29 protein-coding genes are annotated in these 26,261 nt (G+C 64.7%); 12 read left to right on the top strand and 17 right to left on the bottom strand.

What is annotated here, in order from left to right:
• The first annotated feature begins 12 nt into the window (after positions 1 to 12).
• The gene (locus tag HWV23_RS07845) at positions 13 to 1,167 is read left to right on the top strand and encodes a hypothetical protein (protein WP_178289861.1); all 1,155 of its coding nucleotides are present in this window, start codon (positions 13 to 15) and stop codon (positions 1,165 to 1,167) included.
• A gap of 50 nt (positions 1,168 to 1,217) precedes the next feature.
• On the opposite strand, the gene HWV23_RS07840 is transcribed toward HWV23_RS07845, so the two are convergent.
• A complete protein-coding gene (locus tag HWV23_RS07840) occupies positions 1,218 to 1,868 on the bottom strand; it encodes a helix-turn-helix domain-containing protein (protein WP_178289860.1) in 651 nt (216 codons plus the stop codon).
• Positions 1,869 to 2,135: 267 nt separating this feature from the next.
• On the opposite strand from HWV23_RS07840, the gene HWV23_RS07835 reads away from it, so the two are divergent.
• Both HWV23_RS07835 and HWV23_RS07830 read left to right on the top strand, forming a co-directional pair.
• Positions 2,136 to 2,693: an SCP2 sterol-binding domain-containing protein gene (locus tag HWV23_RS07835; protein WP_178289859.1), complete on the top strand. Its 558-nt coding sequence runs from the start codon at positions 2,136 to 2,138 to the stop codon at positions 2,691 to 2,693.
• The gene (locus HWV23_RS07830) at positions 2,694 to 3,896 is read left to right on the top strand and encodes an acyl-CoA dehydrogenase family protein (RefSeq protein ID WP_178289858.1); all 1,203 of its coding nucleotides are present in this window, start codon (positions 2,694 to 2,696) and stop codon (positions 3,894 to 3,896) included.
• Between the two features lie 457 nt (positions 3,897 to 4,353).
• On the opposite strand, the gene HWV23_RS17255 is transcribed toward HWV23_RS07830, so the two are convergent.
• From HWV23_RS17255 to HWV23_RS17180, 3 genes are read right to left on the bottom strand one after another with little or no spacing between them, the layout of a single operon-like run.
• Positions 4,354 to 4,521, bottom strand: a complete 168-nt coding sequence (locus HWV23_RS17255) for a DUF7317 family protein (protein ID WP_425487436.1) — start codon at positions 4,519 to 4,521, stop codon at positions 4,354 to 4,356.
• A 21-nt stretch (positions 4,522 to 4,542) separates the two neighbouring features.
• Entirely contained in the window at positions 4,543 to 5,442 is a 900-nt protein-coding gene (nadE, locus tag HWV23_RS07825) for an NAD(+) synthase (RefSeq protein ID WP_178289857.1), read from the bottom strand.
• Positions 5,443 to 5,454: 12 nt separating this feature from the next.
• Positions 5,455 to 5,577: a hypothetical protein gene (locus tag HWV23_RS17180; RefSeq protein ID WP_281362696.1), complete on the bottom strand. Its 123-nt coding sequence runs from the start codon at positions 5,575 to 5,577 to the stop codon at positions 5,455 to 5,457.
• 797 nt (positions 5,578 to 6,374) lie between these two features.
• Here HWV23_RS17180 and HWV23_RS07820 point away from each other — a divergent pair.
• Both HWV23_RS07820 and HWV23_RS07815 read left to right on the top strand, forming a co-directional pair.
• The gene (locus tag HWV23_RS07820) at positions 6,375 to 6,866 is read left to right on the top strand and encodes an HTH domain-containing protein (RefSeq protein ID WP_178289856.1); all 492 of its coding nucleotides are present in this window, start codon (positions 6,375 to 6,377) and stop codon (positions 6,864 to 6,866) included.
• A 368-nt stretch (positions 6,867 to 7,234) separates the two neighbouring features.
• Positions 7,235 to 8,548 (top strand): MFS transporter, encoded by a 1,314-nt coding sequence (locus HWV23_RS07815; protein WP_178289855.1) that lies wholly within the window; start codon positions 7,235 to 7,237, stop codon positions 8,546 to 8,548.
• Between the two features lie 159 nt (positions 8,549 to 8,707).
• On the opposite strand, the gene HWV23_RS07810 is transcribed toward HWV23_RS07815, so the two are convergent.
• From HWV23_RS07810 to HWV23_RS07795, 4 genes are all read right to left on the bottom strand, one after another.
• Positions 8,708 to 9,652 carry a ferritin family protein gene (locus HWV23_RS07810; RefSeq protein ID WP_246282742.1) on the bottom strand — a complete coding sequence of 315 codons (945 nt, stop codon included), beginning with the start codon at positions 9,650 to 9,652 and terminating at the stop codon, positions 8,708 to 8,710.
• Between the two features lie 101 nt (positions 9,653 to 9,753).
• The gene (locus tag HWV23_RS07805; RefSeq protein WP_178289854.1) at positions 9,754 to 10,521 is read right to left on the bottom strand and encodes an enoyl-CoA hydratase/isomerase family protein; all 768 of its coding nucleotides are present in this window, start codon (positions 10,519 to 10,521) and stop codon (positions 9,754 to 9,756) included.
• Positions 10,522 to 10,546: 25 nt separating this feature from the next.
• Positions 10,547 to 10,993, bottom strand: a complete 447-nt coding sequence (locus HWV23_RS07800) for a hypothetical protein (RefSeq protein WP_178289853.1) — start codon at positions 10,991 to 10,993, stop codon at positions 10,547 to 10,549.
• Between the two features lie 43 nt (positions 10,994 to 11,036).
• Complete coding sequence (locus HWV23_RS07795) at positions 11,037 to 11,708, bottom strand: helix-hairpin-helix domain-containing protein (RefSeq protein WP_178289852.1); 672 nt, start codon at positions 11,706 to 11,708, stop codon at positions 11,037 to 11,039.
• An 86-nt stretch (positions 11,709 to 11,794) separates the two neighbouring features.
• Between HWV23_RS07795 and HWV23_RS07790 the strand changes: the two genes are divergently transcribed.
• Together HWV23_RS07790 and HWV23_RS07785 are read left to right on the top strand one after the other, a co-directional pair.
• Positions 11,795 to 12,022, top strand: coding sequence for a hypothetical protein (locus HWV23_RS07790; protein WP_178289851.1), 228 nt, complete (start codon positions 11,795 to 11,797; stop codon positions 12,020 to 12,022).
• A 101-nt stretch (positions 12,023 to 12,123) separates the two neighbouring features.
• Positions 12,124 to 13,551 carry a DUF7289 family protein gene (locus HWV23_RS07785; RefSeq protein ID WP_178289850.1) on the top strand — a complete coding sequence of 476 codons (1,428 nt, stop codon included), beginning with the start codon at positions 12,124 to 12,126 and terminating at the stop codon, positions 13,549 to 13,551.
• A 24-nt stretch (positions 13,552 to 13,575) separates the two neighbouring features.
• On the opposite strand, the gene HWV23_RS07780 is transcribed toward HWV23_RS07785, so the two are convergent.
• The 9 genes from HWV23_RS07780 to HWV23_RS07740 form a co-directional block, all read right to left on the bottom strand.
• The gene (locus HWV23_RS07780; RefSeq protein ID WP_178289849.1) at positions 13,576 to 14,301 is read right to left on the bottom strand and encodes a DUF7289 family protein; all 726 of its coding nucleotides are present in this window, start codon (positions 14,299 to 14,301) and stop codon (positions 13,576 to 13,578) included.
• Positions 14,294 to 14,743 (bottom strand): DUF7266 family protein, encoded by a 450-nt coding sequence (locus HWV23_RS07775; protein WP_178289848.1) that lies wholly within the window; start codon positions 14,741 to 14,743, stop codon positions 14,294 to 14,296. The genes HWV23_RS07780 and HWV23_RS07775 overlap by 8 nt, the downstream gene beginning before the upstream one ends.
• Positions 14,731 to 15,312 (bottom strand): DUF7288 family protein, encoded by a 582-nt coding sequence (locus tag HWV23_RS07770; RefSeq protein WP_178289847.1) that lies wholly within the window; start codon positions 15,310 to 15,312, stop codon positions 14,731 to 14,733. The genes HWV23_RS07775 and HWV23_RS07770 overlap by 13 nt, the downstream gene beginning before the upstream one ends.
• A gap of 2 nt (positions 15,313 to 15,314) precedes the next feature.
• The gene (locus HWV23_RS07765; RefSeq protein WP_178289846.1) at positions 15,315 to 15,731 is read right to left on the bottom strand and encodes a DUF7287 family protein; all 417 of its coding nucleotides are present in this window, start codon (positions 15,729 to 15,731) and stop codon (positions 15,315 to 15,317) included.
• Positions 15,731 to 17,545, bottom strand: coding sequence for a hypothetical protein (locus HWV23_RS07760; protein WP_178289845.1), 1,815 nt, complete (start codon positions 17,543 to 17,545; stop codon positions 15,731 to 15,733). The genes HWV23_RS07765 and HWV23_RS07760 overlap by 1 nt, the downstream gene beginning before the upstream one ends.
• Before the next feature lie 150 nt (positions 17,546 to 17,695).
• Complete coding sequence (locus HWV23_RS07755; protein ID WP_178289844.1) at positions 17,696 to 18,127, bottom strand: universal stress protein; 432 nt, start codon at positions 18,125 to 18,127, stop codon at positions 17,696 to 17,698.
• Between the two features lie 76 nt (positions 18,128 to 18,203).
• Entirely contained in the window at positions 18,204 to 18,737 is a 534-nt protein-coding gene (gene msrA, locus HWV23_RS07750; RefSeq protein ID WP_178289843.1) for a peptide-methionine (S)-S-oxide reductase MsrA, read from the bottom strand.
• Positions 18,738 to 19,512: 775 nt separating this feature from the next.
• Entirely contained in the window at positions 19,513 to 20,265 is a 753-nt protein-coding gene (locus HWV23_RS07745; protein WP_178289842.1) for a coenzyme F420-0:L-glutamate ligase, read from the bottom strand.
• 47 nt (positions 20,266 to 20,312) lie between these two features.
• The gene (locus HWV23_RS07740; RefSeq protein WP_178289841.1) at positions 20,313 to 20,807 is read right to left on the bottom strand and encodes a metallophosphoesterase family protein; all 495 of its coding nucleotides are present in this window, start codon (positions 20,805 to 20,807) and stop codon (positions 20,313 to 20,315) included.
• Between the two features lie 55 nt (positions 20,808 to 20,862).
• On the opposite strand from HWV23_RS07740, the gene HWV23_RS07735 reads away from it, so the two are divergent.
• The 5 genes from HWV23_RS07735 (at position 20,863) to HWV23_RS07715 (ending at position 26,256) form a co-directional block, all read left to right on the top strand.
• Positions 20,863 to 22,107 carry an eIF2B alpha/beta/delta subunit family protein gene (locus HWV23_RS07735; protein ID WP_178289840.1) on the top strand — a complete coding sequence of 415 codons (1,245 nt, stop codon included), beginning with the start codon at positions 20,863 to 20,865 and terminating at the stop codon, positions 22,105 to 22,107.
• Between the two features lie 43 nt (positions 22,108 to 22,150).
• A complete protein-coding gene (locus HWV23_RS07730; RefSeq protein WP_178289839.1) occupies positions 22,151 to 22,909 on the top strand; it encodes an endonuclease/exonuclease/phosphatase family protein in 759 nt (252 codons plus the stop codon).
• 172 nt (positions 22,910 to 23,081) lie between these two features.
• On the top strand, positions 23,082 to 24,191 hold the full coding sequence (locus HWV23_RS07725) for an ABC transporter substrate-binding protein (protein ID WP_178289838.1): 1,110 nt from the start codon (positions 23,082 to 23,084) through the stop codon (positions 24,189 to 24,191).
• A gap of 6 nt (positions 24,192 to 24,197) precedes the next feature.
• The gene (locus HWV23_RS07720; RefSeq protein WP_178289837.1) at positions 24,198 to 25,361 is read left to right on the top strand and encodes a FecCD family ABC transporter permease; all 1,164 of its coding nucleotides are present in this window, start codon (positions 24,198 to 24,200) and stop codon (positions 25,359 to 25,361) included.
• A gap of 1 nt (position 25,362) precedes the next feature.
• A complete protein-coding gene (locus HWV23_RS07715) occupies positions 25,363 to 26,256 on the top strand; it encodes an ABC transporter ATP-binding protein (RefSeq protein WP_246282741.1) in 894 nt (297 codons plus the stop codon).
• The last annotated feature ends 5 nt before the right edge of the window (positions 26,257 to 26,261 follow it).

Genomic DNA, 26,261 nt, shown 5'->3' with positions numbered 1-26,261 from the left:
CCCGAGTGCATCATGCAGTTACTCTCTACCGATTCAGGGGGTGGATCGAACGCGAACCGACACGTTCTCCCGGTGGCGCTTTTCGCCGCCGTCTCGCTTCTGGCCATCGCGCTCTTTGCGGGTGGGGCTGCCGCACATCCGGAAGGCGCCGATCTGGTCGTCCATAACCAGACGCAGGTGATGGACGAACACGACGAAGTGCACACGATTACCGTGGACTCCGCGACCGCCGACACCGAGTTCTACGTCGACGTTCACGCCGAGCAGGGCGATTTGAACACGACGAAGACCTTCGAGGCCGGCACGACCGTCGAGGACCTCGAACTCGTCCTCGACCCGACGCTGACCGAGGACACCACGGTGACGGTCGCGACGCATGCGGCCAACGGCACCGAACTGGAAGCCCAGACCATCGCCGTCGACGTCGTCGACGCGCCGACCGTCGAGTTCTCCGACCAGACCCGCGAACTCGACGAGCACGACGAGGTTCACACCATCTCGGTCGACACCGTCGCCGCCGACGAGGAGTACTACGTCGACGTTCACTCCGAGTACGGCGACCTGAACACGACGGAGACGTTCGCGGCGGGCACCGCCCAGACCGACCTCGAACTCGTGCTCGACCCGACGCTGAAGAACACGACGAACGTCACCGTCGCGGTTCACGCGACCAACGGCACGGAACTGGCCGCCCAGACGGCGACGGTCACGACCGCCGGCGTCACGTTCTCCGACCAGACCCGGCAGGTCGACGAACACGACGAGGTACACACCATCAACGTCGAGAAGGTGACCGCTGGCAAGCCCTACTACGTCGACGTTCACACCGACGCGGGCGACCTGAACAAGACGCGGACGTTCGATGCCGGCACGACCGTCGAGGACCTCGAACTCGACCTCGAACCGACGCTCACCGAGACCACGAACGTCACCGTCGCCGTCCATGCCGAGGACGGCACCGAACTGGCCGCCCAGACCGCGACCGTGACGGTCGAGGGCAACGAGGCGACCGAAACGGCCACCGACACCGCCACCGAGGGGACGGCGAGCGGTGACGAGGCCGAGACTGAGCAGACCGACACCGAGGGCGACGGCGCTGGCTTCGGTGCCATCGCCGCTCTCGTCGCCGTCGTCGCGGCGTTCGCCGGCCGCCGTATCGTCGGCTGACCGCGACGCTTCTCACTTCGTTTTTTAAGAAAAGCCGACTAGCGGCCGCGCTACGGCGCGATTGCGGCCATCACTTTGGCCTCGATTTTTCGGAGGTGTTCGCCGACGGTGCCGTCCGAGCGGTCCAGATAGTCGGCGATGTCCTGATGGGTCGCCTGTCGCGGCACCTGATAGTAACCCACTTCGAGGGCGGCCTGCAGGGTCTCCTGCTGGCGCTCGGTGAGCATCGAGAAGAGGCGTTCCTCCTCGGGGACGTAGTCGCTTATCTGTTCGAGGTTCAGGCCGATGCCGTCCGGGACTTTCGGGATGACCTCGCGGATGACCGCCTCCTCGCCGACGATGTGGGCGCGCAGCGAGCCGTCGGTCGTGTACTCCAGCGGCATATCGAGGATGAGTTCGTACTCCCGGAAGAGGCTCAGGAGGTCGATGATGTCCTGTGTCGGCACGAAGTGAGCGTAGACCGTGATGTGGTCGTCGCCCTCCGAAAGCTGGAAGTCCAGCACCTCGTCGGAGGCCTCGGCGATGTCACGCGCGCGGTCGATATCGCCGGACAACTGGAACAGCGTAATCGCGGTCCCGTCGTCCAGCAGGCTGATGTTGTGGAGCAGTTCCCGGGTTATCTTCGGCTCCTGGGCCAACGCCTCGTCGACCGGGTGTAAGCCTCCCTCCCGCGGTATGATGACCGTCCGGACGTAGCGCATACTACCCGAATGAGGGAGGTAGTGACGGATAAGCGCTTCCCAAGCGCCGAAAACCGCCGTTCCGGCGCGCGCCAGTATGGGGTATATAAATGGTGTCGAATCAGCGGGCGGGGTCTCTTAAGCAAAACACCGCTGCATTCGCCTCTTTTCGGCTCCGAAACGCCCGTTTCCGCGATTGCTTATAAATCTCCACCCATGGGAGGGATAACCCACAGGGTTGGTTCTCCGAACGTATCGGGTACACGGGGTACCGCCCCGAGAACGACCATGACCGAAGCAACCACCTACGCCGAAGACCTGCTCGACGCATCGACCGACGAACTCGCCGACGAACTGTCCGGTTTCCTCGCGGACATCGACGGCGAAACCGAGGCCTTCGTCCGCGCGAACCCCGAACTGTTCGGGGACGTCGTCGGCCGGATGGAGGAAATCGACATCGCCGCGTTCGTCGACGCCAACCCCGAAACCGCCGACGGCTTCCAGGACTTCCTGTGGACGGGCACGCAGGTGCTCGTCGAGAACGACGAGAACGTCCGCGACCAGATTACCCAGGACATCACCGTCAACTTCGAGGCCGACGACTGCGCGATGGAAGGCCACCTCGAAGTCGACGCCGAAAGCGAGACGCTGACCGGCGGCGCCGGCACGCTCGAGGACCCCATCCTCGAAATCGAGGGCCCCGCCGACAACCTCGTCGGCCTCATCACGGGCACCATCGACCCCGTGCAGGGCTTCATGAGCCAGCAGTACGAACTCGACGGCCCCGTTCAGGTTGGCACCCAGCTCGCCCCCATCATGGGCGCGCTCTCGGAGCACTACGAATAGATGTTCTACGACGAGGACGGCGGCGAGTTCCGGGAGAACCTGCAGGACCTCCTCGAGGCGGAAATCGAGCCAATCGTCGACGAGGCCGACAAAGAACCCCTCACACGCGAGGAGTTCCTCGAATACACGGGCGTCCTCCGGGAACTCGACATCGGCTTCAGCCCCGACATGGCTCAGGAGTACTTCGGGAACCTCGAACGGTTCGCCATCGTCTCCGAGGAGGTCTCCCGCGTTTGGCCCAGCCTCAACGTCGCCCTGCAGATGTCCTTCCCGTCGGTGTTCGTCCAGCACGCCGCCGACGAGACACAGGACGCACTCCTCGATAAACTCCACGACGGCGAGTGCATCGGCTGTCTCGCCGTCACCGAACCCGAAGGCGGCTCCGACACCGCCCGCCCGAACACCGTCGCCTACAAAGACGGCGACGAGTACGTCCTCGAAGGCAAGAAGGAGTGGGTCGGCAACGCGCCCATCGCCGACGTCGCCCTCGTGGTCGCCCACGACGACGAGGCCGACACCCAGGACATGTTCCTCGTCGACCAGCACAACTCCCCCTTCGAGACGGAGACCATGGATAAACTCGGCTGGAAGGGCGTCAACAACGGCAAGATGCACTTCGACGGCGTCCGCATTCCGGAGGACAACCGCCTCTCGAACATCGTCGGCAACGCCCTGATGGATGGCGCCGACATGCAGGACATCGTTCCCTTCCCCGAAGCCGTCTCGCAGTTGTTCTTCGAACAGAAGGCGCTCAACGCGACCTTCTCGTTCATGCGGACGGGTATGTCGTTCATGGCCGTCGGCATTATGCAAGCGGCCTTCGACGAGGCGCTCGATTACGTCCACGAACGGGAGACGTTCGGCAAACCCATCGGCCAGAACCAACTCGTCCAGGAGAAACTCTACGAGATTCTGCGGGACCTCGAAACCTCCCGCCAACTCTCCCGGCACGCGCTGGAACTGCTGGAACGCGGCGACGACCGCGCCCGCCTCATCTCGTCGCTCGCGAAGGGCTACACTTCCGAACGGTCCGTCGACGCCACCTACAACGCCCTACAACTGCACGGCGGCGCGGGTCTCAAAACCGAGAACCGCCTCGAACGCTACTACCGTGACGCCAGCGTCATGACGATTCCCGACGGGACGACCGAGATTCAGAAACTCGTCGTCGGGAAGGAACTGACGGATTACGCTGCCTATTAACAGCCACTTTTTGCACGAGAACGCGGGTCGCAGCGTTGCCGCGACCCCGGTTCTCGGCAAAAACGTGGTGAAAATATGCGCACCCTCCTCCAGTCGCGCGGCCTGACGGCCGCGCGGTAGTCGTCGGGCGCTACGGCGACTCGCTTTGCTCACGGCTCACTTCGTTCGCCGTTCGCATTTCCGAGACGCTCCCTACGGTCGCGTCTCGCTATCGCTCGTCGCCGGGAACCGCCTCGGGGGCGTTTTTCAAACGCCCCGCTCGGCGGATGCCAACCTCGTTGCTTGTTCAGCCGGCTATCGCACGTGGTTTGCTTGTTTTTAAATAGAACCCCTCAGGACCACCCACAGGTTCTATCACCGATCTCAATCTAGATTTTCGTCTGACCGCCCCCGTCAACCGCCTTCGGGAGGTACTGGCGACGGACCCGGCGGCCTTCGAAGAGCGTTTCCTTCGCGGTTATCTCCGTCCGGCTCGCTCGTCGGGTTCGTCGAGCGTGATACCGTGCGATTGTAGCGTCGCGGTGAGTCTCGCCGCTGGAATCCCGGTATAATCGGCCGCCTGGTCCAGCGTGAGCGTTCGGCTCCGATACAGCGTCATCGCGGTCGTGGTTGAGGATCGTGTCATTTCAGGTAACATACGTCACGATTAGCTGACGTAGGTGTCCGGCGTCGGCGGGGTCGCCCGTTTGTGTGCGGCGTCCCGATACATCTCGGCGAACCGGACGACGAGGTCCTCCTCGACGCCGAGTTCTGCGGCGGTCTGGGCCACACTGCATCCCTCGTCGAACAGTTTCCGGAGGATGGCGTCGATAGTCCCGTAGGACGCCCCGAGTTCGTCGGTATCCGTCTGGCCGTCCCAGAGCCCCGCGGTCGGCTGCTTGTCGATGATACGCTCGGGAACGTCGAGGTGTTCGGCTAGTCGGCGGACCTCCGTCTTGTAGAGGTCGCCGAGCGGGAGGATGTCGACGCCCCCGTCGCCGTATTTCGTGAAATACCCCAGCGCCAGTTCTGTCCGGTTTCCGGTACCGAGCACGAGCCGGTCGTGCAGGTTCGCCTCGAAATAGGTCGCCATCATACGTGCGCGGGCGGTCGCGTTCCCGACCGCTCGCCTGTATTCGCCGTTTGGGTTAGTGGTATCCTCGGAGTGGACGGATGCTGGCCCGCCGTCTGCCACCGCTCGTTCGAACCAGTGGTCCGAACTCATGGTTTCGGCGAGCGTGTCGACGACGGGCTGGATGTCCACTGTTCGGAAGTCGATACCGAGGTCGAAGGCCGCCCGTTGGGCGTCGTCGATGTTCGACTCGTCGCTGGTCTCGGAGGGGAGGACGAGGCCATTGACCGAGCGCCTGCCGAGTGCCTCGACCGCCAGCGTGGCCGCCGTCGTCGAATCGATGCCGCCGCTCAGCGCGACGACGACCTCCTGAACGCCGGCATCGTCGACGGCCGAGCGGATGAACGAAACGCACTCCTCTTCGACCGTTTCGATATCGTCTCGAAACCCGTCGATAACTGGACGACTGTCGTTCGCCCGGTCGCGTGTCGCCATTTCTGAAAAGGGTCAGTCACAGACCATACAGGTCGATTCGGCTTTCGTCGGGTCCCACGTGAGGGCCCCCTCGTTGCAGTTCGGACACGGTGCGAAGCTCGCTGAGCCAACGAACGAAGGCTGTTTTGCTGACATACAGGAACGAATATCCAGAAGAAGTAGATAAAGGTTCTTGATAAGGTGTCTAGAACAGTATTAGGTTTAGAAACATTTTCTAAAATACCGATTCTAGCCTTGATTGTAAAATAATGGGGTCTGGATGATGGTCAGCAGGACGCAGGGTATCAGCGCGTGAAACGCTGAGCGGCCGGAACTGGGGTGATTTGAACGCTAATCGGATGTGGGTGGTGCTCGGAACGAAATAGATGATTTTGATTCTAATCTTGTACTGGGGATAGATGAACGTTCATATTCAAAATACAGTTCTAGGATGTTTATAGGAAAACTTTATCCCAGATAAGGACACATTCGTTTGTGTGGTGTTCGCAGAACTCATCGCGTGTTGGTGCCGTGCCGGACGGGTTCCGTGTCGCTCGTTCGGGCGGCTCGTCACGGGGAGTTCTGCCGAAACGACCGTTCGAAACGGGAGGTGGAACGAAGTCTGGTGAACACACGAGTCGACCCTCTCTGGCACCTGCGCTATCGGGCCTGCCATTGCAGCCGTGGTCCAGAACTCTGTCATGTCCCTGTCGTGGCGAGCAGGGACGTCCCATCGGCTCGTGCCGACGTTGTCTGTCCGAGACGTCGGCGATGGCCGATTCGTCTTTTGTAGCGTCTATCGTGAAGTGATTTATGAATGTCTTATAATGGTCGGATATCTAGCTATATATGGTCTAATTTGGACTAAAATCTTGTATATAATTACTAATTAGTCCTAAAAAGAGATGCTTGTTCATACGAGGGTATTTAATAATTCGTTCGAAACGGAGTGTATGCTCAGAGGAATAGACGCACGGAACGCTCGTGGGGACGATGCGGTGATCGTCAAGGTCGCGGACCGAGCCGACCTCACTGGCGATATTACGGTGTACGTGCGCGAGGACCCTCCCACATACGTCCGGCGCCGTCAGCGGAACGTCCGTGAGGTGTTCGATACGTTGACTGCTGCGGGCGTCCTCGATTCGGTCTCGGTGGTCGAGTGGCCCGAACGGGCTACCCTCCCGAACGATGACACCGTGGCGGAAGCCTACGAACGGTTCGTCGAGGCGGTTGGGCGGACCTCCCTCGAACCGTTCTTCGAACGGAAGGCGGCGACCGGAAGCGACGAGTACGTCGTCGCGCTGCCCCCGGTCTGTATCGCGCTCCGGGACGACGACGCCGTTCGGGGGCTCTATCCCTGCTGGCAGGACGGTACCCATCACAGTATCGAGGACTCCGTTACGGCCCTCTCACGCGGCGAACCGATAGCGAACCTCGATTCCTGAGCCGGCCGAGCGAGCGGTCGATGTACTGTGTCCCCACGACGAAATCGGCCCCGCGGAGCGCCCGCTGCCTGCGTGTGACTGCGAGCGCCCTCCCGAGTAAATGCGCATGAACGTTTACTATTCGAGAGTCGTTCCGGGCAACCGATTATATATACATATACTAGGTCCATAGTAATTGTCTGCTCTTCCATCCCTGGGCCTTATTATCTGGACGTCCATCAACGCTAATCCCTATAATATAGTGTCTATTGGCATAAAACGATGACAGAAACGTCGTATGTGTTCGATATTTTGGTATTATTAGACGAATGGACTCGGGATAGTGTGGCGGACGGGACGTCCGCCGACCGCCGTTCGGGGGTGACCGCATGAAGGACAAGTGGAAGAACCTGATTCTGGCGACCGCGATGTTCAACCTCGGGTTCGTCATCTGGTTCTCCTTTGCGCCGTACACCGGCGGCATCGCCGATGAGTTCGGGCTCTCGGTGGCCCAACTGGGTATCGTCGCCAGTTCCGCGGTCATCGCGGTGCCGCTGGGACGGATGGTAATCGGCCCCCTGACCGACCGCTACGGTGCGCCGGTGACCGCGGGCTGGACGATGGTCATCGTCGGCTCGTTCGCCGTCATCAGCGCGTTCGCGTGGTCCTACGAGGTGCTCATCGGCTCTCGGGTCATCGCCTCGCTGTCCGGCATCACCTTCGTCATCGGTATCCAGCACGTCTCCGAGTGGTTCGAGGAGGAGAACCTCGGAACCGCCGAGGGCATCTTCGCCGGCATCGGCAACGCCGGTGCGGGCATCGGCGCGTACTTCACGCTCCCCCGGATTTTCGGTGAGGGCTACGCCGGCCCGCTCTTCTCGACGAACTGGCGGGCCGCGTTCTTCTACACGGGTGCGCTCGCGATACTCGTCGGCATCACCTACTACTTCGTCGGCGACGCCGCCAAAAGCGAGGCCAAGCGACAGGCGACGAAGGAGGGCGTCGGCTTCAAACAATGGATGTGGGTGGCGACCCGCTACGGCGCCGTCGTCCTCTCGGTGGCCTACGTCATGACCTTCGGCCTCGAACTGGCGATGAACGGCTGGCTCGGCACCTACTACCGCGAGGGCTTCGGGCAGGGAGACCTCGTCATCGCCGCCACGTTCGCCGCGACCTTTTCGGTGGCTGCCGGCCTGCTCCGTCCCATCGGCGGCTACATCAGCGACCTCTCCGCTCGCAACGAGTGGGACGTCCTCCCGTGGTTCGCCGGCCGCCACCGCGAACAGTGGACGTTCGTGACCCTCGTGTTCGTCATCGCGGCGATGTTCGGGATGACCGCCGCGGGCCTCACGGGCAGCATCTACGCCGCCGTCGGCGCCGCCTTCCTCGTCGGTATGGGCTGTGCCTTCGCCGAGGGCGCCATCTTCGCGCAGGTGCCGGCGATGTTCCCGGACGACTCCGGCAGCGTCGCGGGCGTCGTGGGCGGCATCGGCTCTTCGGGCGGTTCCATCTACCCCTTGGTCTTCGCCGCGCCGTTCCTGCCGAGTCTCCACTGGGGCTTTGCCATCGCCGCGGCGACGATGATTCCCATCCTCGCGCTCGCCGCCTGGGTGTTCCAGCCCGATATCGCCGAGCAGGCGACCGAAAGCGGCTGGCTCGTCTCCGAAACGGAGCCGAACGGGAGCGTCATGGCGGACGACTGACGACGCCCTGCTGTGTCTCTATATTCTCGACAGAAAACAGCACCCGTCGAACCCGACTCGTCGTCCCGCCCCGTGAATACGGGCGGTTCGGCCGTTCGAACGGGTATCCGTCGACGCCGCCTCGTCCTCGGGTCCCCGTGACGATGACGTTGCGCGCGCTCAGTCGGCGGCCGCGGGTGCGTCGTCCAGCGCGACCAGTTCCTCGACGGGCGGGATTTCTGCGTCGGCGTCGGTGATGATGTCGATGCGGCGGGAGAGTTTGTCGCGGGCGTAGTTGACAAGCGGCATCGGGTCGACGACGCCGTCGCCGACGGAGACGGTTTCGGCGACGAGCGGCATCAGGTCCATCAGCGTCTCCTGAACGATATCGGGGTCGACGTCGTCCTCGGCGATGTGTTTCTGGACTTTCTGCATCCCGAAGCCGACGTGGCGCCCCTCGTCGCTGCGGATGTAGTTGACGCCCTTGACGAGGCCCGGCAGGTGTGGGGTGTCCTGTCGGAGCGCGACCTCGCTGTCCTCGTCGGGGCCCATCACGTTCGTGATGCCGTAGTAGCCGGTCTGGGCCAGCACGGATTCGACGACCAGATGGTAGCGACAGTACGCTCGGACGCGGTTTTCGGGCGTGTCGTCGGTCAAAAGCGTCTCCATGGCCTCCTCGGTGCGGTCGAAGAGGTCGATGTAGCCGTCCGGGAAGAACCGCTGGTCGGTGGGGGCGACCTTCTCGAAGCCCTGTTCCTCGGCGATGGGGTAGATAACCTCCCGCCAGTAGCGGTCGAAGAACTGGGTGTGTTTGGCCTCCTCGTAAATCTGGGAGGAGACGAACATCTGGTCGTTGATGTCCTCCAGCGCGAGCATCAGTGGTGCGAGGTCCTCGGTGACCGCCTCCTCGCCCGCGCCGAACAGCGCGAGATACTGCATCGTCTCGAAATACTCGTCTTCGGTGAAATCCGAGTCCACGCTCCGTTCGAGGTCCGTCTGGATGAGTTCGGCCTCGATGTCCTCGTAGGGGTCCCAGTGGTTGTAGACGGCGTGTTTGAAATAGCCGCCGCCGACGGTATCCTCGCTGATGCGCATCTCGCGGCTGTCATCCCGTATCTGTGTCATACAGATGTGCCAACGATACACGGGCGTATTGAGTTACCTCCCCGCATAGGAGGGGGTATAAAACACGCCGTCGGGCGCCCGACGGTGCCGGTCTCGGCCGTCTACCGCCCCTCGAATTCCGGTTCCCGGTCGGCCATGAACGCCGCGACACCCTCCATGAAGTCCTCGCTTTCTATCATCTCCTCCTGTGCGAGGCCCTCCTCGCGGAGGGTCTCCTCCATCGACCGGTCGAAACTCCGGTAGGTCAGGCGTTTCGCGGCGGCGACGGCTTTGGTCGGCCGCCCGGCCAGCGTCTCGGCGCGCTCGTCGACGAACGCATCGAAGTCGTCCTCGGGCACGGTCTCGTTGGCGATACCCAACTCGACCGCCCGGTCGGCGTCGATGCGCTTGCCCGTAATCATCAACTCCAGCGCCTGCCGGAGGCCGACCAGTCGCGGGAGGATATACGTCGCGCCGGTGTCCGGTGCCAGCCCGATGTTCGTAAAGCCCCACTCGAAGAAGGTGCCCTCGACGGGATAGACGAAGTCACAGGCCGCCGCGATGGAGGCGCCCGCGCCGACCGCGGGGCCGGGAACTCGGGCAACGGTCGGTTTCTTCATGCGCATCAGGCCGAGGGCAATGGCGTTGAGGCCGTTTTCCAGTTCCGCCATCACGTCGCCGCCGCCCATATCGCCCGCCAAATCGAGGCCGGAACAGAAGGCGTCGCCCTCGCCGGTGACGACGACACACCGGATGTCGTCGTCGTAGGCGAGTTCGTGTACGTAGTCGGCCATCGTCTCCGCGGTCGGCGCGTCGACCGCGTTCTTCCGTTCGGGGTTCGAGATGGTGATGGTGCCGACGCGTCCGTCGCGTGATAACTCGACGCTCATGGCCGATGGCCGACCGCCAGCGCCTTTACTTGTAGTGTTCTTCCAGCAGCGCGGCCACCTCGATTCGGGAGGTAACCGTCACCTCACCGTCGGGGGTTTCGACGCGGAACTCGCCGTCGGCCTCCGTCCAGTGGTCCTCGTGTGCCGCCAGAATCTCGCTGCTGTCGTGGACCTGCTGGAGGCGGTTGACCGTCTCGTCGTCGCTGTCCTCGATATGCTGACGGGTGGTCGCCGGCGCCGACCGGCCGTCGGACGTATCCCGGTCGGCGGCGACGATATCGCCGGACTGGCAGACGGGACAGGTCGCCTCGGGCCCCTCGACGCTGGTGCCGCAGATGGCACACTCGTAGCCCGCGCCGGTGGGCTGGGTCGACGAACCGGTATCGCTTGCGGTTTCGGCGCCACCGTCGGCCTCCTCGCCGTTGCCGAACTGTCGTTTCCACCACCGTCGAACCCCGTCGAGTAGCCCCATTAGTCGCCCGTAGCGGCCGCGAGCCTATCAGTATTGCCGCCGGTCATCGCCAGTGTTTGAACAGCAGGCGCTTGATGTCGTCCTTCGTGCGGACCGCCTCGGTCCCCCCGTCCGGAAGGTCGACTTCGTAGGGTTCGTCGCCCGAACTCTCCCGCCACTTGTCGTCGTGCTGTTCCAGCAGGCTCATCGCCTGCTGAAGGGTGTTTTCCGGGCTTTCGTCCTCGGTTTCGCCCGGGGCCGTGGCGTCCGTGTCGCCATCGCTCTCGTCGTCGCTGCCGGGACCGTCGAAATCGGCGATTTCGGCCTTGATATCGATGGCCTGTTTTTCCGCGATGCCGTCCGCGGCGGTCAGGGCCGCGGGGTCGGCGTCCCGAACGTCGGCTATCGAACCGAAGCCGGCTGCCGCGAGCGCCTCGGCGGTCGCCTCGCCGACGCCGACGATGTCGGTGAGTTCGCCGACCGGTTGGGTATCGGTGTCGACATCGCTGGTCGCTTCCGTCTCTGGGTCGGGTTCGGCGGTCTCTCCTCCCGTCTCGGCGGCCGTCGTATCGGCCTCCGCGTCGTGTTCCTCCGGTGGCGTGTAGGTGTCCAGCAGGTATTCGAGGGCTTCCTCGCGGCTGATGGTCCCGTAGGGGCCGACGTAGGCGGCTTCGAGGTCCTCGCGGACCGATTCGAGCCGCTGGAGTTGGGCTTCGGAGACGGACAACTCTGGCATGGGAAGCGATGTGCGCCGCCGCGAGTAATAAGTTAACCCCCCATCGGGAAGCGAGGGCTTATCGGTTCGGACGCCCGCGTTCGGATATGAGCGACGACCCGGTCGAGGACCCCGGCGACGGCTTCATTCGGGTTCGGGACGCCGTCTACGGGATCGGCTTCATGTGGCTCGCCGCGATGTCGGCTTTCGGCGCGATACAGGCGACCGCCTACGGCGCGACGACCGCGCCGATATTCTTCCTCGTCGCGGTCGGCGCGGCCTCGCTGGCCGTCATCGCGGGCTACGCGTCGGTTCGTGCGTTCGGCCTCCGGTAAGCCTCGTTCGACCCCGATGTGAACCTCCCACGCCGTCGACTTCTGGATACCCAAACTGTATAGGCCTGCTAATGAAGGCTGAGTGACCAGTACCTGTGGGTATGGATAACACGGCGGTGACGGCGGATGGCCGAGCGCAGTCGAGCGTCATGTCCGTCGTTCTGCTCATCGGGATGATTACGGTCGGCTCCGGGGGGGTACTGCTGATGGGCAATCAGGCCATCACCGAGACGCGCTCCGACGCCGACATACAGCAGGCCGAAACCACGATGGCACAGTTCGACCGTCAGGCCTCCCTCGTCGGGGTCGGCGAATCCGGGTCCCGAACCGTCTCCTTTGCCCGCGTGGACGGCGACGCGACGGTTCAGGAGGACGCCGGTTGGATTCGGGTCAGACACATCAACTACTCCAATGGCAACACCGAGACCATCTATAATCGGACGCTCGGGGCGGTGGTCTACGAGAACGGCGGGACGAACGTGGCCTATCAGGGCGGCGGCGTCTTCCGCGGGAACGGCCACGGCAGCGGGTCCGTTCTCGTCTCACCGCCGGAACTGCATTACCAGCGGAAGACGCTCACGCTTCCGGTGCTCCGAACACAGGGCGACGTCGGGTCGATCGACGGGTCGACCGTCCGCGTCTCGCCCGCGGTTCAGGACGCGCCGGTGTATCCCTCCAACGAGACCTACAACGCGACGGGCGATTCGTATCGCAACCCGGTGGGCGGCGGGAGGGTTCACGTGACCGTCCAGAGCGACTACTACGAGGCTTGGGCGGAGTACTTCCGGACCCAGACCGACGGCGACGTCGAGTCCGTCAACCACAACCGCAAGACCGTGACGCTCAGCCTGACGGCCAACGGGATGTTGGGGCCGTTCCAGATGCCGCGTGCGGGCAACGACGTCCGCCTCCGCGGTCTGAACGACAGCCACTCCGTCGACCAGTTCGAACTCACGCTCCGGCCCGACGAGGACGCCGCCAACTTCGCGAACCTCGAATGGTCGCTGCAGGAATCGACGGCGGAGCAGTCCTTCGAAATCTCGTTGGTCTCCGATGGCGGAAAGCCGTGCAATGGCGGTGAGGTCGACTCGACGATTCGCTACGAGGACGCCGACGGCAACGAACACGTCTGGCGTGCGAACGACGCCTTCGTCGAAAACGGGAGCGACAGCGCCTTCTCGTACAGCTGCGACGGGACGCCCACGCTATCGGTCAACCTGACCGGCGCGGAATCGTTCGAATACGTCAGCGGCCCCAGTAGCGTCGACTTCGACCACGATGCCGACGAACCGGAGACGTTCACACACGGGGACTCGACCGAGGTCGACCAACTCGTCAACCACTATCTGGCGCTGTTCGGGTCGAGCGTCGACCTGACGGTGTCCGATAAGGGCAACGGCAATGCGCGGAGTTCCTCGGGGAGCGTCTCCGAATCCGCCTCCAGCGGAACCCTCGACTACGGTCAGTCGGAAGTCGTCACCTACCTGCATATCACCGACAACGCCGTCAACGTGACGCGAGCGGACTGAGGGCGCCCCGCGGGTATTCTCACGTCAGGCCACGTACTTCACGTTGAGGCGGACCAGCGCGACATGGATACTCTGGGTCGTCGTCTCGCAGGTAACCGTCGTCGCATCGGCGGTTGAACAATCGAGGCCGTTCGATTCGAGTGTCCGCTGCCAGACGTCGGTCCGGGAGGTCGTGACGTTGAACCGTATCGTGTAGGGCCCGTCAGTACGCCGGGCGAACTCCTGTCTGCCGCCGAGGGTGGTCCGAATCGCGACCGTCGTCCGGCCGGATATGGCGCCGGCGTTCGACCCGGTGGGACGCGTGACCATGAACGGAACCAGCGTGTCGGTCCCGAACCTGAACGGCGGTTGTCGGACGACCGCGTGGCCGCTCTCCCGTCCGCGAGTCACCATCCCGCCCGAATAGACGAACCGTTCGCCGTTTTCGGTCTCGTAGACGAGCGGGCGATACGACGCCCCGTAACTGACGTCCTTGCCGACGACCGTGAGGTTCATCGTCACGGTATCACCGTAGGTGAGCGTCCCGCCGCCGAGTCTGACGCTCGTGACGCGCCGCGTCGCGTCGCTGGCCACCATGTCGTCGATGTTGTGGGACAGCGACTGGAACCCCCGTTCGGCGTTGTTCGCCTGTTCGGCGCTCCGAACCTCGCCGAGCGACGAGACGCCGGCGGTGTAGGCGACGCCGGCAGTCGACAGCACGATGGTGAATACGAGCACGAAGCCGACCAGCTGTGAGACGCCCCTAGACATCGTTCACCTCGATGGTATCGCCGCTCCAGTCGAGCCGTATCGCTCCGCCGTTGTACGTCCCCGTCTCGATGGCCGTCTCGTTGTTCACGGTCGTCCGGGCCGTAGCCGCGGGGTCGTCGGACCGCAGTAGCAACACGACCGACGACCCGTCCCGCCGTATTTCGACCGAATAGCGCGTGCCCGCGATACGGGTGGGGAGTCGCGATTCGACGGTGATGTGGCCCTCTCCGGCGGTCTGGGCCGCCCGGTCGGCCGCCGCGATATCGGCGGCGAGTTGGTGGCCCGTCACTTCGAGGCCGTCATCGACGGCGGCCTCGCGGCGGTCTTCGAGAACGCCCGAGATGCCGGTGAACAGGCTCCCGATAAGGAGCAGACTGATGCCCGTCACGAGCACGAAGTTGACCGCCGGCGAAAGGCCGCGTTCGGCGTCTATCCCTGCCATATGACCACCTCGATTTCGACGACGTTGTAGACCTCACCGGAGCCGACGTCGGGCGCGAAGTAGCTCCCGTTTTCGAGGTGCGTGTTCGTCGGCTCGCCGGAGGCGTCCCGCAGTCGGTCGTGGTCGTAGAGCGTCACGGTCCGCGTCGCGACGACGACGTCCGCCGGCGGTTCGCCCGACCGGACGAGCGGCCGCCGCTGGCGGTTGCCCGCGGAATCCAGATAGACGAGATTGACGTTGAAGACGAGCCGCCGCGGATTGAACGTCTCGTTGAGCATTCCGCCCAACGCCGTCGGCGGCCCACCGGCCACGTAAAAGCCGCGCCCCGTCGCCCCGTGGAAGGTCGCCCTGCTCTCGTTCCAGTACAGCAGCGTCGGCCGTAGGTCGCCGGTCTCCTGGGCTGCGGTCAGCGTTCCCGTCGCCGCCGCCTGCCCCTGGTCGGCGACGTGCTGTTGGGCGAGACTGGCCGTCAGCGGCGTCACCGTCACCGCTTGCAGGGCGAAAAACAGCCCCAGCAGGATTATCAACGAGGCCATGACGCCTTCCAGTGCGTGAGCCTGTGCTCGCATGGTTACCACACCCGAACCCGGAGGTCGGCCCTGTTTCCGTCGAGCGTGCCGACGCGCCACGCCGTGCCGATACTGCTGCGGTCCGGTGGCGTCGGGCCGACCGTCCATCTATTCCCCCCGGCTTCGAGCGTCGCGTTCCACTGGCCGTCATCGAGCGGCACCCGGTCGACTGCGTCGGGCGGTGACAGCGCGAAGAACGCGTCGACGGCCGTACGGTTCCAGACGTACCGCTCGTCGGCCAGTTCCTCGACCGCCAGATGCGTCGCCGTCCGGTCGGCTACGAGGTTACCGTGGCCCTTCGTGTCGGTCGTCGGCGCGAGGATGTTCATCGCGAACGTGAACGCCAGCGCGACGGCGATGATGAACACCCCGATACCGATTGCATAATCGAGTGCCGTCTGTGCGCGGTTGTCCGGCATCAGGCCACCCCCCGGTCGTCCTCGGCGGAAACCGGGTCCCCGCTGGCGTCGTTGATCCGTTCGATAGTTCCACCGAGCGTGACGTAGTAGAGTTCTCCGTTGTGGATGTAGACGACTTCTTTGTCGCCGTCACCCGTCCAGTCGATGCCGGCGACGGGCGATTTCGCGGCCGGGCCGCTACTCGTCAGGTCCTCGCTCGTCCCCGACGTGGGTAGTAGCGCAACGTTGTTGCTCCCGTCGACTATCGGGGCCCGTCGGCTTCCGTTCCCGTTGAAGTCCTTCGGGTCGCCGACCGCGACGCCGTTGTTCTGCCCGACGCCTTCGGACGTTTCGTGGGTGGTTCCGTCGTCGTAGTAGGTGACGAGCTGTGAGCCGTCGGTGAACACGATGTCGGTGTCACCATCGCTGTTGTAGTCGGCGATGCCCGCAACGGCGCCGATACCGTCGGTGTCGCCGTCGGCTGCGAGGACGACCGTCGGCGATTCACCGGGTGTCGCTCGATACATCTTCCCGTCGGAACTGTTGACGTAGTAGACGCCCTGCTTGCCGTTCCAGGTCCCGACAGCGAGCCGTGTTTTCGATTTGGTCGCGCTCTCCGCGAGCGTGTCGATATCGCCGCCCCCGTCGACGAGCTTCAACACGTTCGAACTGTTCACGTACGGGATTTCGCAGGCGCCGTCGCCGTCGAGGTCGGCGGTCCGCGGGCCGATTGCTTGTGCGTCGGTGACCGGATATTCGGTCACGGCACCGCCCGTGGAGATGGAGAACAGCCCGCCCGACGAGTTCGTGTAGACGAGTTCTCGGGGGACCGTGCTACCGCTGCCGACGGAGTACGTTCGCCCGCGCGGCGTGGTTTCGGGGGCGACGGTCACGTTCGTCCGGTAGGCCTGCTTGTCGGTGAGATAGGAGGCGTTGACCGTCGCCGAGTAGAGCGCCCGCGTCGCCATGGGGCCGGCAGTGCCACCGCAGTCGCTTCCGGCGCCGGTGAAATTATCGTCGTCGAGGTTCTGCCGTTCCTCGTCGACGACGAGCGAATAGCGGGCAGTCGCGCTGTCCCCGTTTTCGATTTCGATACTGTAGGGGCCCGCGAGGGCGGGGAACTGAAGGCTCGGACAGTTCTGACTCGCGACCGTTCCCTCGGTCAAATCGACGGCGGCCTCCGGCGCCTGTACGCTGCACCTGCCGAGCGACGTACCGTTGTGGGCCGTCTCTACGACCACGTAATCGCTGCTGTTGCGATAGAGGTAGACGGTCCGTTCGGCCGCGCTGTCGTCGTCTTCAGCCCGTATCCGTGTGACGCCCTGCGAGTTCAGGTCCGACACCGTCGGGTCGGCGGCGGACTCTACGAGCGAATCCCGGGAGACGTTCAACGAGAAGCGGCGCACGCCCGTCACGTCCGAGGCGACCGTCCAGTCGGACTCGCCGCCGGCGTTGGTAAGCGGCCGGTCGGCCGATTGGGTCACCTGTGTCCCGTTCGTCGAATCGCGGACCCGACTCACGATGGCGACGGCGTTGACCGCGTAGTGGGCGCTCGCGTTTTCCGTCCACGTCCGCGTGCTGGTTCGGACGCGGTCGACGAGTCGGGCGTAACTCCCGTAGTCGTCGTAGTTGGCATAGAAGACGCCGCCGCCGATACCGTCGTGTATCGACTGGTGGAACCGATAGGTATCACCGCCGCTCGTGGCTCGCTCCTGGGCCGCCCGCGCGTCGGTGTACAGAACCGCGTTGAGCACGATTCCGAACCCCACCAATACCAGCGCCATCGCCACGGCCCCGATGACCAGCAACTGTCCACGGTCGTCGGCGTCTGCCATTAGTTATCAATAGTCCGGTCGGCATCCGGATTATTGCCGTGCCTAACATTATTGGATATATCGCGGACCAGTGATGATACGATGTAGGGCGGCAGAATCGAACATCCGGCTAGTCGCCGGTCGCTCGCGGCCTCGGGGCCGGTATCGGCGCTACTCCTCGTCGGTCTTTCGGACGGTCAACACGGGGACATCGGCGGTCCGGACGACGCGCTCGGTGACGCTGCCGAGCAGATAGCGGTCCAGACCGCTGCGGCCGTGGGTGCCCATCACGATGGCGTCGATGCCCTCCTCGTCGGCGTAGCCGAGAATCGAGTTGTGCGGCGCGCCCTCCCGCAGCGCCGAGACGACCTCGACGCCCTCCTCGCTCGCCCGTTCGCGAATGTCCTGAATGGCGTCCTCGCCGATTTCTCGGAGTTGCCCCTCGACCTGGTCGTCCATCATCTCCGGCGCGTAGGGGATGTCCTCGACGACGAAGAGGACGTGCAGTTCCGCGCCCGTTTCCCGGGCGAGGCCGATGGCCTCGTCGACGGCCGGGTTGGTCGCGTCGCTCCCGTCAGTCGGCAAGAGTATTCTGTCGTACATATTCGACCCGTCGAAGGGCGGATATAAAGAGATAGGGGCGGCGTCCCGCGGGACGGGACCACCCGTGTGACTGCCCTTAACTCTCCATCAGTTCGGCGTGCTTCTCGCGAATCTTCTTCAGTTTCGGGTTGATGTTGACCACGCAGTAGGTGTCCTCGGGGTTCTTCTCGAAGTAGTCCTGATGGTGGTCGTCGGCGCGGTAGAACTCCGCCAGCGGTTCGACCTCCGTGACGATATCGTCGTCGTACAGCGGCTGGAGGTCCTCGATGACGTCCTCGACGGTCACCTTCTGTTCGTCGTCGTGGTAGAAGACCGCCGAGCGGTACTGCTCGCCGATGTCCGGGCCCTGCCGGTTCAGCGTCGTCGGGTTGTGGATGGTGAAAAAGACCTCCAGCAAATCGCGATAGGAGACGACGTTCGGGTCGAACTCCACCTGGACGACCTCGGCGTGGCCGGTCTCGCCCCGACAGACGGCTTCGTAACTCGGGTCCTCGACGTGGCCGCCGGCGTAGCCCGAGACGACCGATTCGACGCCGCGTAACTCCTTCAGCGCCGCCTCGATACACCAGAAACAGCCCCCCGCGAGCGTCGCGGTTTCGTTCTCGCTCATGGCGTGTTGTTGGGCCTCCAGACGCTTGAACCTCTCCGTGTCGGAAAGGGGATGAGGACCACTTTGAGTTGGGGGATTTATAAACAAACCTGCGAACGGTCTCGACCACAGCGCATACGAAGCCCTCAGCCGGCTGGCGGTCGCTGAGCGGCATATCCTCGCTCCCTTCGGTCGCTCGGATAGTGGCCGCTCAGACGACCATGCAAGCGCCAGCCGGTCGTCCGAAAGGCGCTTCGCGCCTTTCGTGATGACGAGAGAGCTTCGCTCTCTCGAACCACTTCGCCCTTCGAGTCCTCCAAGGACCGCACAGCACCGCAACCGCACCACGAACCTCCCCAGCCGACTCCCTCCTTCGCTTGCGCTCAGTCGGTCGTCCCTCGCGCGCTGGCTGGCCGGACCACCGCTCGGGCGAGTCTCACGGTGGTCGGCCAGCGCGCGCCATCTATAAATCCAGATGGCCGGGAGCGCGTGCGGCCCGTCAGGGCCGCCGCGCGACCCGGGGAAGGGCAGGTGCTGTCCTGGTGGAATGAAAGGGCGAGGCACGCTGGCGTTTATATAGTCGCTAATCAGGCCCTATCCGAGCGAGCGGAGCGAGCGAGGATATCCTGATTAGCGACCGCCAGCGGGCCGAGGGCTTTCTATGTCGTTGCGGTCTGCTCGTTCCCAAACTCGATTTTTAAAGAAACGACTCAAGCTAGCGGGCCGAGGGCTTTCCGGCTGTTTGCGGTCCCGCTGTCGTCAAGCTCTATTTATAAAAGAAGAAACACAGACGAAACTACTCCCCGAAGTTCCAATCCCGAAGAGCCTCCCGAACGATGTCGTCCTCTTCGGTCCGAAAGAGGTTCTCGCTACCGTCGTGGTCGCCGAATTCCCAGTCGCGAATAACCACAGCAGGCGTCCCGCCACCACCCTCACCAGCGACCAGATTCGCGGTCGCAGCCAGTTCGTCGATGACGGCCTGCACGGTCACGCCGAGCTCCCGACCATCCCGGTCCGTCTCGCCGCGCCAGTCCCGGGAAGCGGGAATACCGTGCCAGCCCACGGCGACGCCGCGCTGGCCGTAGCGGAACGGCCGCCCGGACGTATCGGTCACGACAACGGGCACACCCAATGCCTCCGAAAGTCGCCGCGCAGATTCGCTCGGATGCTCGGGTAACAACAGCAGGTCGGCGCCGGGGACGTTCGAGCGGTCGATGCCGGCGTTGACGGTGATGTGGCCGAAGTGCGTGACTGTGAGCAGGAATGGTGCTTCGGTCAGCAACTCCTCGCTTTCGTCGAGGACGGCCTGTGCGAACCGGGGGTCCTTCTCGTCGCCGGTAATCGCCTCGATACGTTCGGCGATGGCCTGGGCACGGTCGCTGGCTTCGAAATCCGCGAGGTCGGCCTTCCGCCCTTCGGCTTTCGAGACGACGGTGCTGGCGATGCAGAGTACGTCGCCCTCCTCGAACTCGACGGCGTCGGCGACGAGCGCGGCGAGGTCGTCGCCCGCACGGATTTCCGGCAGTCCCTCGACGGCGAAGGCCTCCATGTTTCGGAGTCGGTGGGTATGCCTCAAAAGGCTCGCGGTCGACGAGGCTATTCGCGCCGAACCTCGACATCGAGGTCGCCGTCCGCCACCTCGGCGACCATCATCGTCGCCTCCTGTGCGGGCCAGGCGCCGGTCGCGCTGCCGGGATTCAAAAGGCGATAGCCGTCGACGGTGGTATCGAGAACGCCGTGGGTGTGGCCGGAGACGCCGACGGTCGGGCGGTCGGCGGCGGCGTACTCGTCGACGATGGCGACGACCCGCGACTCGTAGTTGGCGTCGGGGCCGGTGCCGTGGGTGACGACGAAGCGGACGCCGCCGAGGTCGGCGGTGGCGACTTCGGGGAGGTCGAACGCGCGGTCCATGTTCCCGCCGACGAAAGTGTGGTCGGCCACGAGCGACCGAATCTCCTCCAGTGCGGGCCGGGAGTCGAAATCGCCGGCGTGGATAGCGTGGTCGGCGGCCCGCAGTTCCTCGCGGACCCAGTGTGGGAGGTGAGCGGCGCGGGATTTGATATGGGTATCGCTCAGGAGGGCGACGCGCATGAGCGGTCGTAGGTACGGGGGCGACTTATAAGCGCCAGCCGTCCCAAGCCCCGCTATGGACGAACGCGCCGTCGTGACCTGCTTTCTCCGCCACGGGACGGAGGTACTCCTCGTCCGCCGCGGCGAGTCGGTCGGCTCCTATCCCGGCAAGTGGGGTGGCGTCTCGGGGTTCGCCGAGGGGACGCCACACGAGGCGGCCCGCTGGGAAATCGCCGAGGAAGTCGACCTGCTGACGGCCGTCACGCAGGTGCGGTCGGCCGACCCGATTCCCGTCGAGGACGACGACCGGGGGACGCGCTGGCTGGTCCACCCCTACCTGTTCGATTGTGAATCGACCGACGTGACCCTCAACGAGGAACTCGTCGACTACGAGTGGGTCCAGCCGCCCGAAATCCTCCGGCGGGAGACGGTGCCGAAACTCTGGGCGGCCTACGCCGCCGTCGCGCCGTCGGTCGAGTCGGTCCGAGCCGATACCGACCACGGGTCGGCGTACATCTCCCTGCGCGCGCTGGAGGTGCTGCGTGACCGCGCGGCCGTCGCGGCGGAGCGGGGCGATGGCGACTACGGGTCCCTCGCCCGTGACCTCCGCGACGCGCGGCCGAGCATGGGCGCCGTCGTCAACCGCATCAACCGGGTGATGGCGACCGCCGAGACGACGCCCGAATCGGTCCTTGAGGCGGCGACGGAAGCCTGTCAGCGGGCGGTCAACAGCGACGCCGAGGCAGCGGAGGCAGCCATGAGCGTCCTCGGCGAGCGCGTCCTCACGCTCTCGCGGTCCGGGACTGTCCTCGACGCGCTTCGCGAGGCGACGCCGGAGGCGGTCTACGTCGCCGAATCCCGGCCGGCACGCGAGGGCGTCGACGCCGCCGACGAACTGGCCGATGCGGGTCTCGACGTCACGGTGTTCGTCGACGCGGCTGTCGCCGAGGTCATCCGAACTGAGGACGTCGATACCGTCCTCTTCGGCGCGGATACGGTGCTTTCGGACGGCACGGTCGTCAACAAGGTCGGTAGCCACCCGGCCGCCCTCGCCGCCGAAACCGCGGGCGTCGACTGCTATGCGGTCTGCTCCCGTGACAAAATCGTTCCCGGAACCGAGGCCGACCGCGAGCCCGGGCCGCCGAATGCCGTCTACGACGGCGACGCCGACGTGGGCGTGCTCAATCCGACCTTCGAGGCGGTGCCCGCCGAGCGTCTCGACGGCGTCATCACGGAGGACGGCCCGCTCTCGGCGTCCGACGTCGCGGCCGTCGCCGACGAGCACGCCGCCCTCGCCGAGTGGCCCGAATCGGCGGGCTGACAGCCCGTCCCCTTAAGTAACCGGCCCGCAACCTTCCCCCAATATGTCGGTCAGCGTCCTCTCGTATAACGTCCGATACGCGGCGGTGGACAGTGGCGAGGACGTCTGGCCGAAGCGTCGCGACGGTGTCGCGAGCGTGATTCGGTTTCACGCCCCCGACGTGGTCTGTCTGCAGGAGGTGTGGCTCGACCAGCTTGACGACCTCCGAACGCGTCTGCCGGGCTACGAGTGGGTCGCCCACGAGGTTCATAAGGGCGAACACACGCCCATCGGCTACCGGCCCGAGCGGTTCGTCGTCGCCGACGAGGCGGCCCTGTCGCTGTCGGAGACGCCCGACCAACCCGACGCAATCGGCTGGGATGCGACCATCCCGCGGGTGACGACGACCGCCGTACTGGAGGAGACGGCCACGGGCGAGGCGTTCCGCGTCGTCAGCACGCATTTCGACCACGAACACCCGACCGCGCGACGGGAGAGCGCGCGCCTGCTGGCCGACCGCTTCGCCGACGGTGCGTTGCCGACCCTGCTCGTCGGGGATTTCAACGCGACGCCCGACGACGACCCCTACCGCATCGTCACCGACTCGGGCCTGCGGGACGCCCGCGAACTCGCCGACGCGCCCCACGGGCCCGAAACGACGTTCAACGATTTCGAGGCGGCCCAACCGGACAAACGAATCGACCACGCGTTCGTCTCCGAGGACGTCGCAATCGAGCGGTTCGGCGTTCGGACGGACCTCGATTCGCGGGGGATGTACCCCTCGGACCACTTCGCGCTGCTCGTCGAGTGCGCCTTCGAGTGAGGCGTTTCATCCCCGGCGTCGACCGCCCTCCTGTCGTGGGATGTCTAATTCTCGAAACGCAGAAAAGTACGATATTTGGGGTCTTTACGGCCTATATTCTCGACCAAGTGGTTGTATTTTGGCCTGCCTAAAAACCGATGTTCTTTTATTCGTTTAGGCTGGCCTAAAGCATATGCAACGCACACGACGTGACGTGCTGGGTGCCGGCGCCGCCGGTGCCGTCGGACTGTTTGCTGGCTGTGTGAGCGGATCGTCGCCCGGCGCAGGCGACGACAACGGCGAGGGTCGCACGGTGTCGATGGAACCCGTCGGCGAGGTAACGCTCGACGGCGTCCCCGAGAACGTGGCCAACTACTTCCCCGGCTACGCGGATATGGCCGTCGCGCTCGGCCACGGCGACGCCATCAACTCCACCGGCATCATCAACCGCTATCACATCGACCACTACGAGGAACTCGACGGCGTCGACATCGACAAAGGGAGTCTCACCGAACTGGTCACCGACGGTGCTATCGACAAGGAAATCTTCTACGAACTGGAAAGCGACCTCCATCTCATCGACCCGCAGTGGCTGATTAACAACGGATTCGGCTTCGAGCAGGCCGATGTCGACGAACTGTCGGAAAACGTCGCGCCCTTCTTCGGCAACACCATCTTCCGGCGGACCGACTCGTGGCACGACTACCGCTACTACACGATGTACGAGGCCTTCCAGAAGGTCGCCGAAGTCTTCGACGAGGTCGACCGCTACGAGGCCTTCGCCGAGTTCCACGACGGGTTCATCACCGAGGTGGAGACGAACCTTCCGTCGGCCGACCAGCGGCCGAACGCCCTGCTGTGTTTCGCCGCGGGCAACGAACCCGAGGCTTTCTACCCGTACCGCCTGTCTGACAAGGGGACGAACAAAAAGCAGTTCCGCGACCTCGGTATCACCGACGCGCTCTCGGGCACCGGCATCGAGGGACTTTCGACGAACGACCGCGGCCAGATCGACTACGAGACGATGCTGGAGGTCGACCCCGACTCCATCCTCATCCGCGGCCACGAAACCAAGACCCGCGAGGAGTTCGAGGACACCGTCCTCGCGTTCATGGAAAACCACGACGTCGCCTCGGACCTGACCGCCGTTCAGGAGGGGCAGGTCTTCCGTGGCGGCCCCATCTACGCCGGCCCGATTCACAACCTGTTCCTCACCGAACGGTACGCGAAACTCTACTTCCCGGATTCCTATTCCGGGGAACTTTTCGACCGCGAGGAACTGGCTTCGATTATCACCGAGTAACCCCTCATGGCAGCAGATACCGACGAGGTTTCCCCCCGTCACGACGCCGGTTCGTCCCGCCGCCTCGAGTGGGTCGACCGGAGTCTGCTGGTGACGATTATCGGCGGCATCGCCGCCGCCTTCGCCGCCGCACTGGTGCAGGTGTCGTTCGGCACCTACTCGATGACGCTCGTCGACGCGTGGCGGGCCGTCTTCGACCCCGCGGTCTGGGGCAACCCCGGCGTGCTGCTGTCCTTCTTCCTCGGCGACGCGGCCACACAGGCGCTCGGCCTCTCGACGCAGGCCGACCTCGCCAGCGAAACCCTCATCGTCTGGAACATCCGCCTACCGCGGGTGTTCGTCGCCGCGTTCGTCGGCTTCAACCTCGCCATCTCGGGGGCCATCTTTCAGGCGGTCACCCGCAACGAACTCGCCAGTCCGTTCATCCTCGGCGTCTCCTCCGGTGCCGGACTGGCTATCCTGCTGACCATCGTCGTTTTCACCGGCGTCGCGGCGCTGTTGCCGCTGACGGCGGCCCTCGGTGGCGCCGCCGCGTGGCTGCTCGTCTACCTCATCGCCTGGAAGGGCGGCACATCGCCGGTGCGACTCGTGCTGGCCGGCGTCATCGTCGCCATGGTGCTGGATTCGATGCAGACGGCGCTGTTCTTCTTCGCGGAGGACGTCGGAACCGTGCAGGCGGCTATCGCCTGGACGACCGGGTCGCTGACCGGCGTCGACTGGGAACAGGTCCGCATCGTCGCCCCGTGGACGGTCCTCATCGTCCTGCCGAGCGCCATCTTCGGCGCCCGATACCTCAACGTCCTCCTGCTGGGCGAGCGAACCGCCAGCGCCCTCGGCATGCGCGTCGAACGGGCGCGGTTCGTCCTGTCGGCGGTCGCCATCGTCGCGGCGGCGTCCTCGGTCGCCGTCGCCGGCATCGTCAGTTTCGTCGGCCTCATCGTCCCGCACATGGTGCGGACGCTCGTCGGCAGCGACCACAAACGCCTGCTGGTCGGATGTGCCTTCGTCGGGCCCGCGCTGCTTGTCGTCGCCGACACCGCCGCGCGACTCTCCTTCGAACTGGTGTTCAACTCCCCGACGCAGTTGCCGGTCGGTATCGTGACCGGCCTCATCGGCGGCCCCTATTTCCTGTATCTGATGCGCAAGCGCAAGCAACTGGGTGAACTCTAACATGAGCGACGCGACGCCACCACCGATGGAGACGGAGCACCGGACCGACAACGCGACGAACGGTCGGTCGGCCGACGGAACCGACGCGACCGACGCCGCCCCGGTGGGGTCGGAACTCGTCGGCGACGGCCTCGAAATCGGCTACGACTCGGCGGAAGGTCCCATCGTCGAGTGCGACCACGTCGTTCTGCCTGCCGGCGAAGTGACCGCCCTCGTCGGCCCCAACGGCTCCGGCAAATCGACGCTCATGAAGGGGCTTGCCGGCCAACTCAAGCCGTGGGACGGCGACGTCACCGTCGACGATACCGACGTCTACGCGATGGACGACAAGGCCCGCGCCCGGCGCATCGGCCTCCTCTCACAGGAACGGGAGTCGCCGGAGTCGGTCTCCGTCGAGGAACTGGTCACCCACGGCCGGTATCCCTACCGCGGCTTCCTCGACCCCGTCAACGAGGAGGACATGCAGGCGGTCGACCGCGCCATCGAGCGAACCGGCATCGAACACCTCCGGGACCGGCAACTCGCCGAACTCTCCGGTGGCCAGTCCCAACTCGCGTGGATCGCGATGGTGCTGGCACAGGAACCCGACGTTCTCCTGCTCGACGAACCGACGACGTTCCTCGATTTGCGCCACCAGTTGCAGGTGCTGGAAACCGTCCAGTCGCTCAACCGCGAAAACGGAATCACCGTCGGCCTCGTCCTCCACGATATCGCACAGGCGGCCCGCTATGCCGACAACCTCGTCGCGCTTCGGGACGGGTCGCCCTACGACTGGGGGCCGCCGAACGACGTCGTCACCGAGGACCTCCTCGCGGACGTCTTCGGCGTCAATGCGACGGTCACGAACGGCAACCCCGGCCCCGAAGTGATGCCGCACGGGCCGCTCGAGGACTGACGACC

The organism is Natronomonas halophila, from assembly GCF_013391085.1.
GTDB lineage: Archaea > Halobacteriota > Halobacteria > Halobacteriales > Haloarculaceae > Natronomonas > Natronomonas halophila.
Note: the sequence above shows the minus strand (reverse complement) of the source record. Positions and strands in the feature narration are given on the sequence as shown.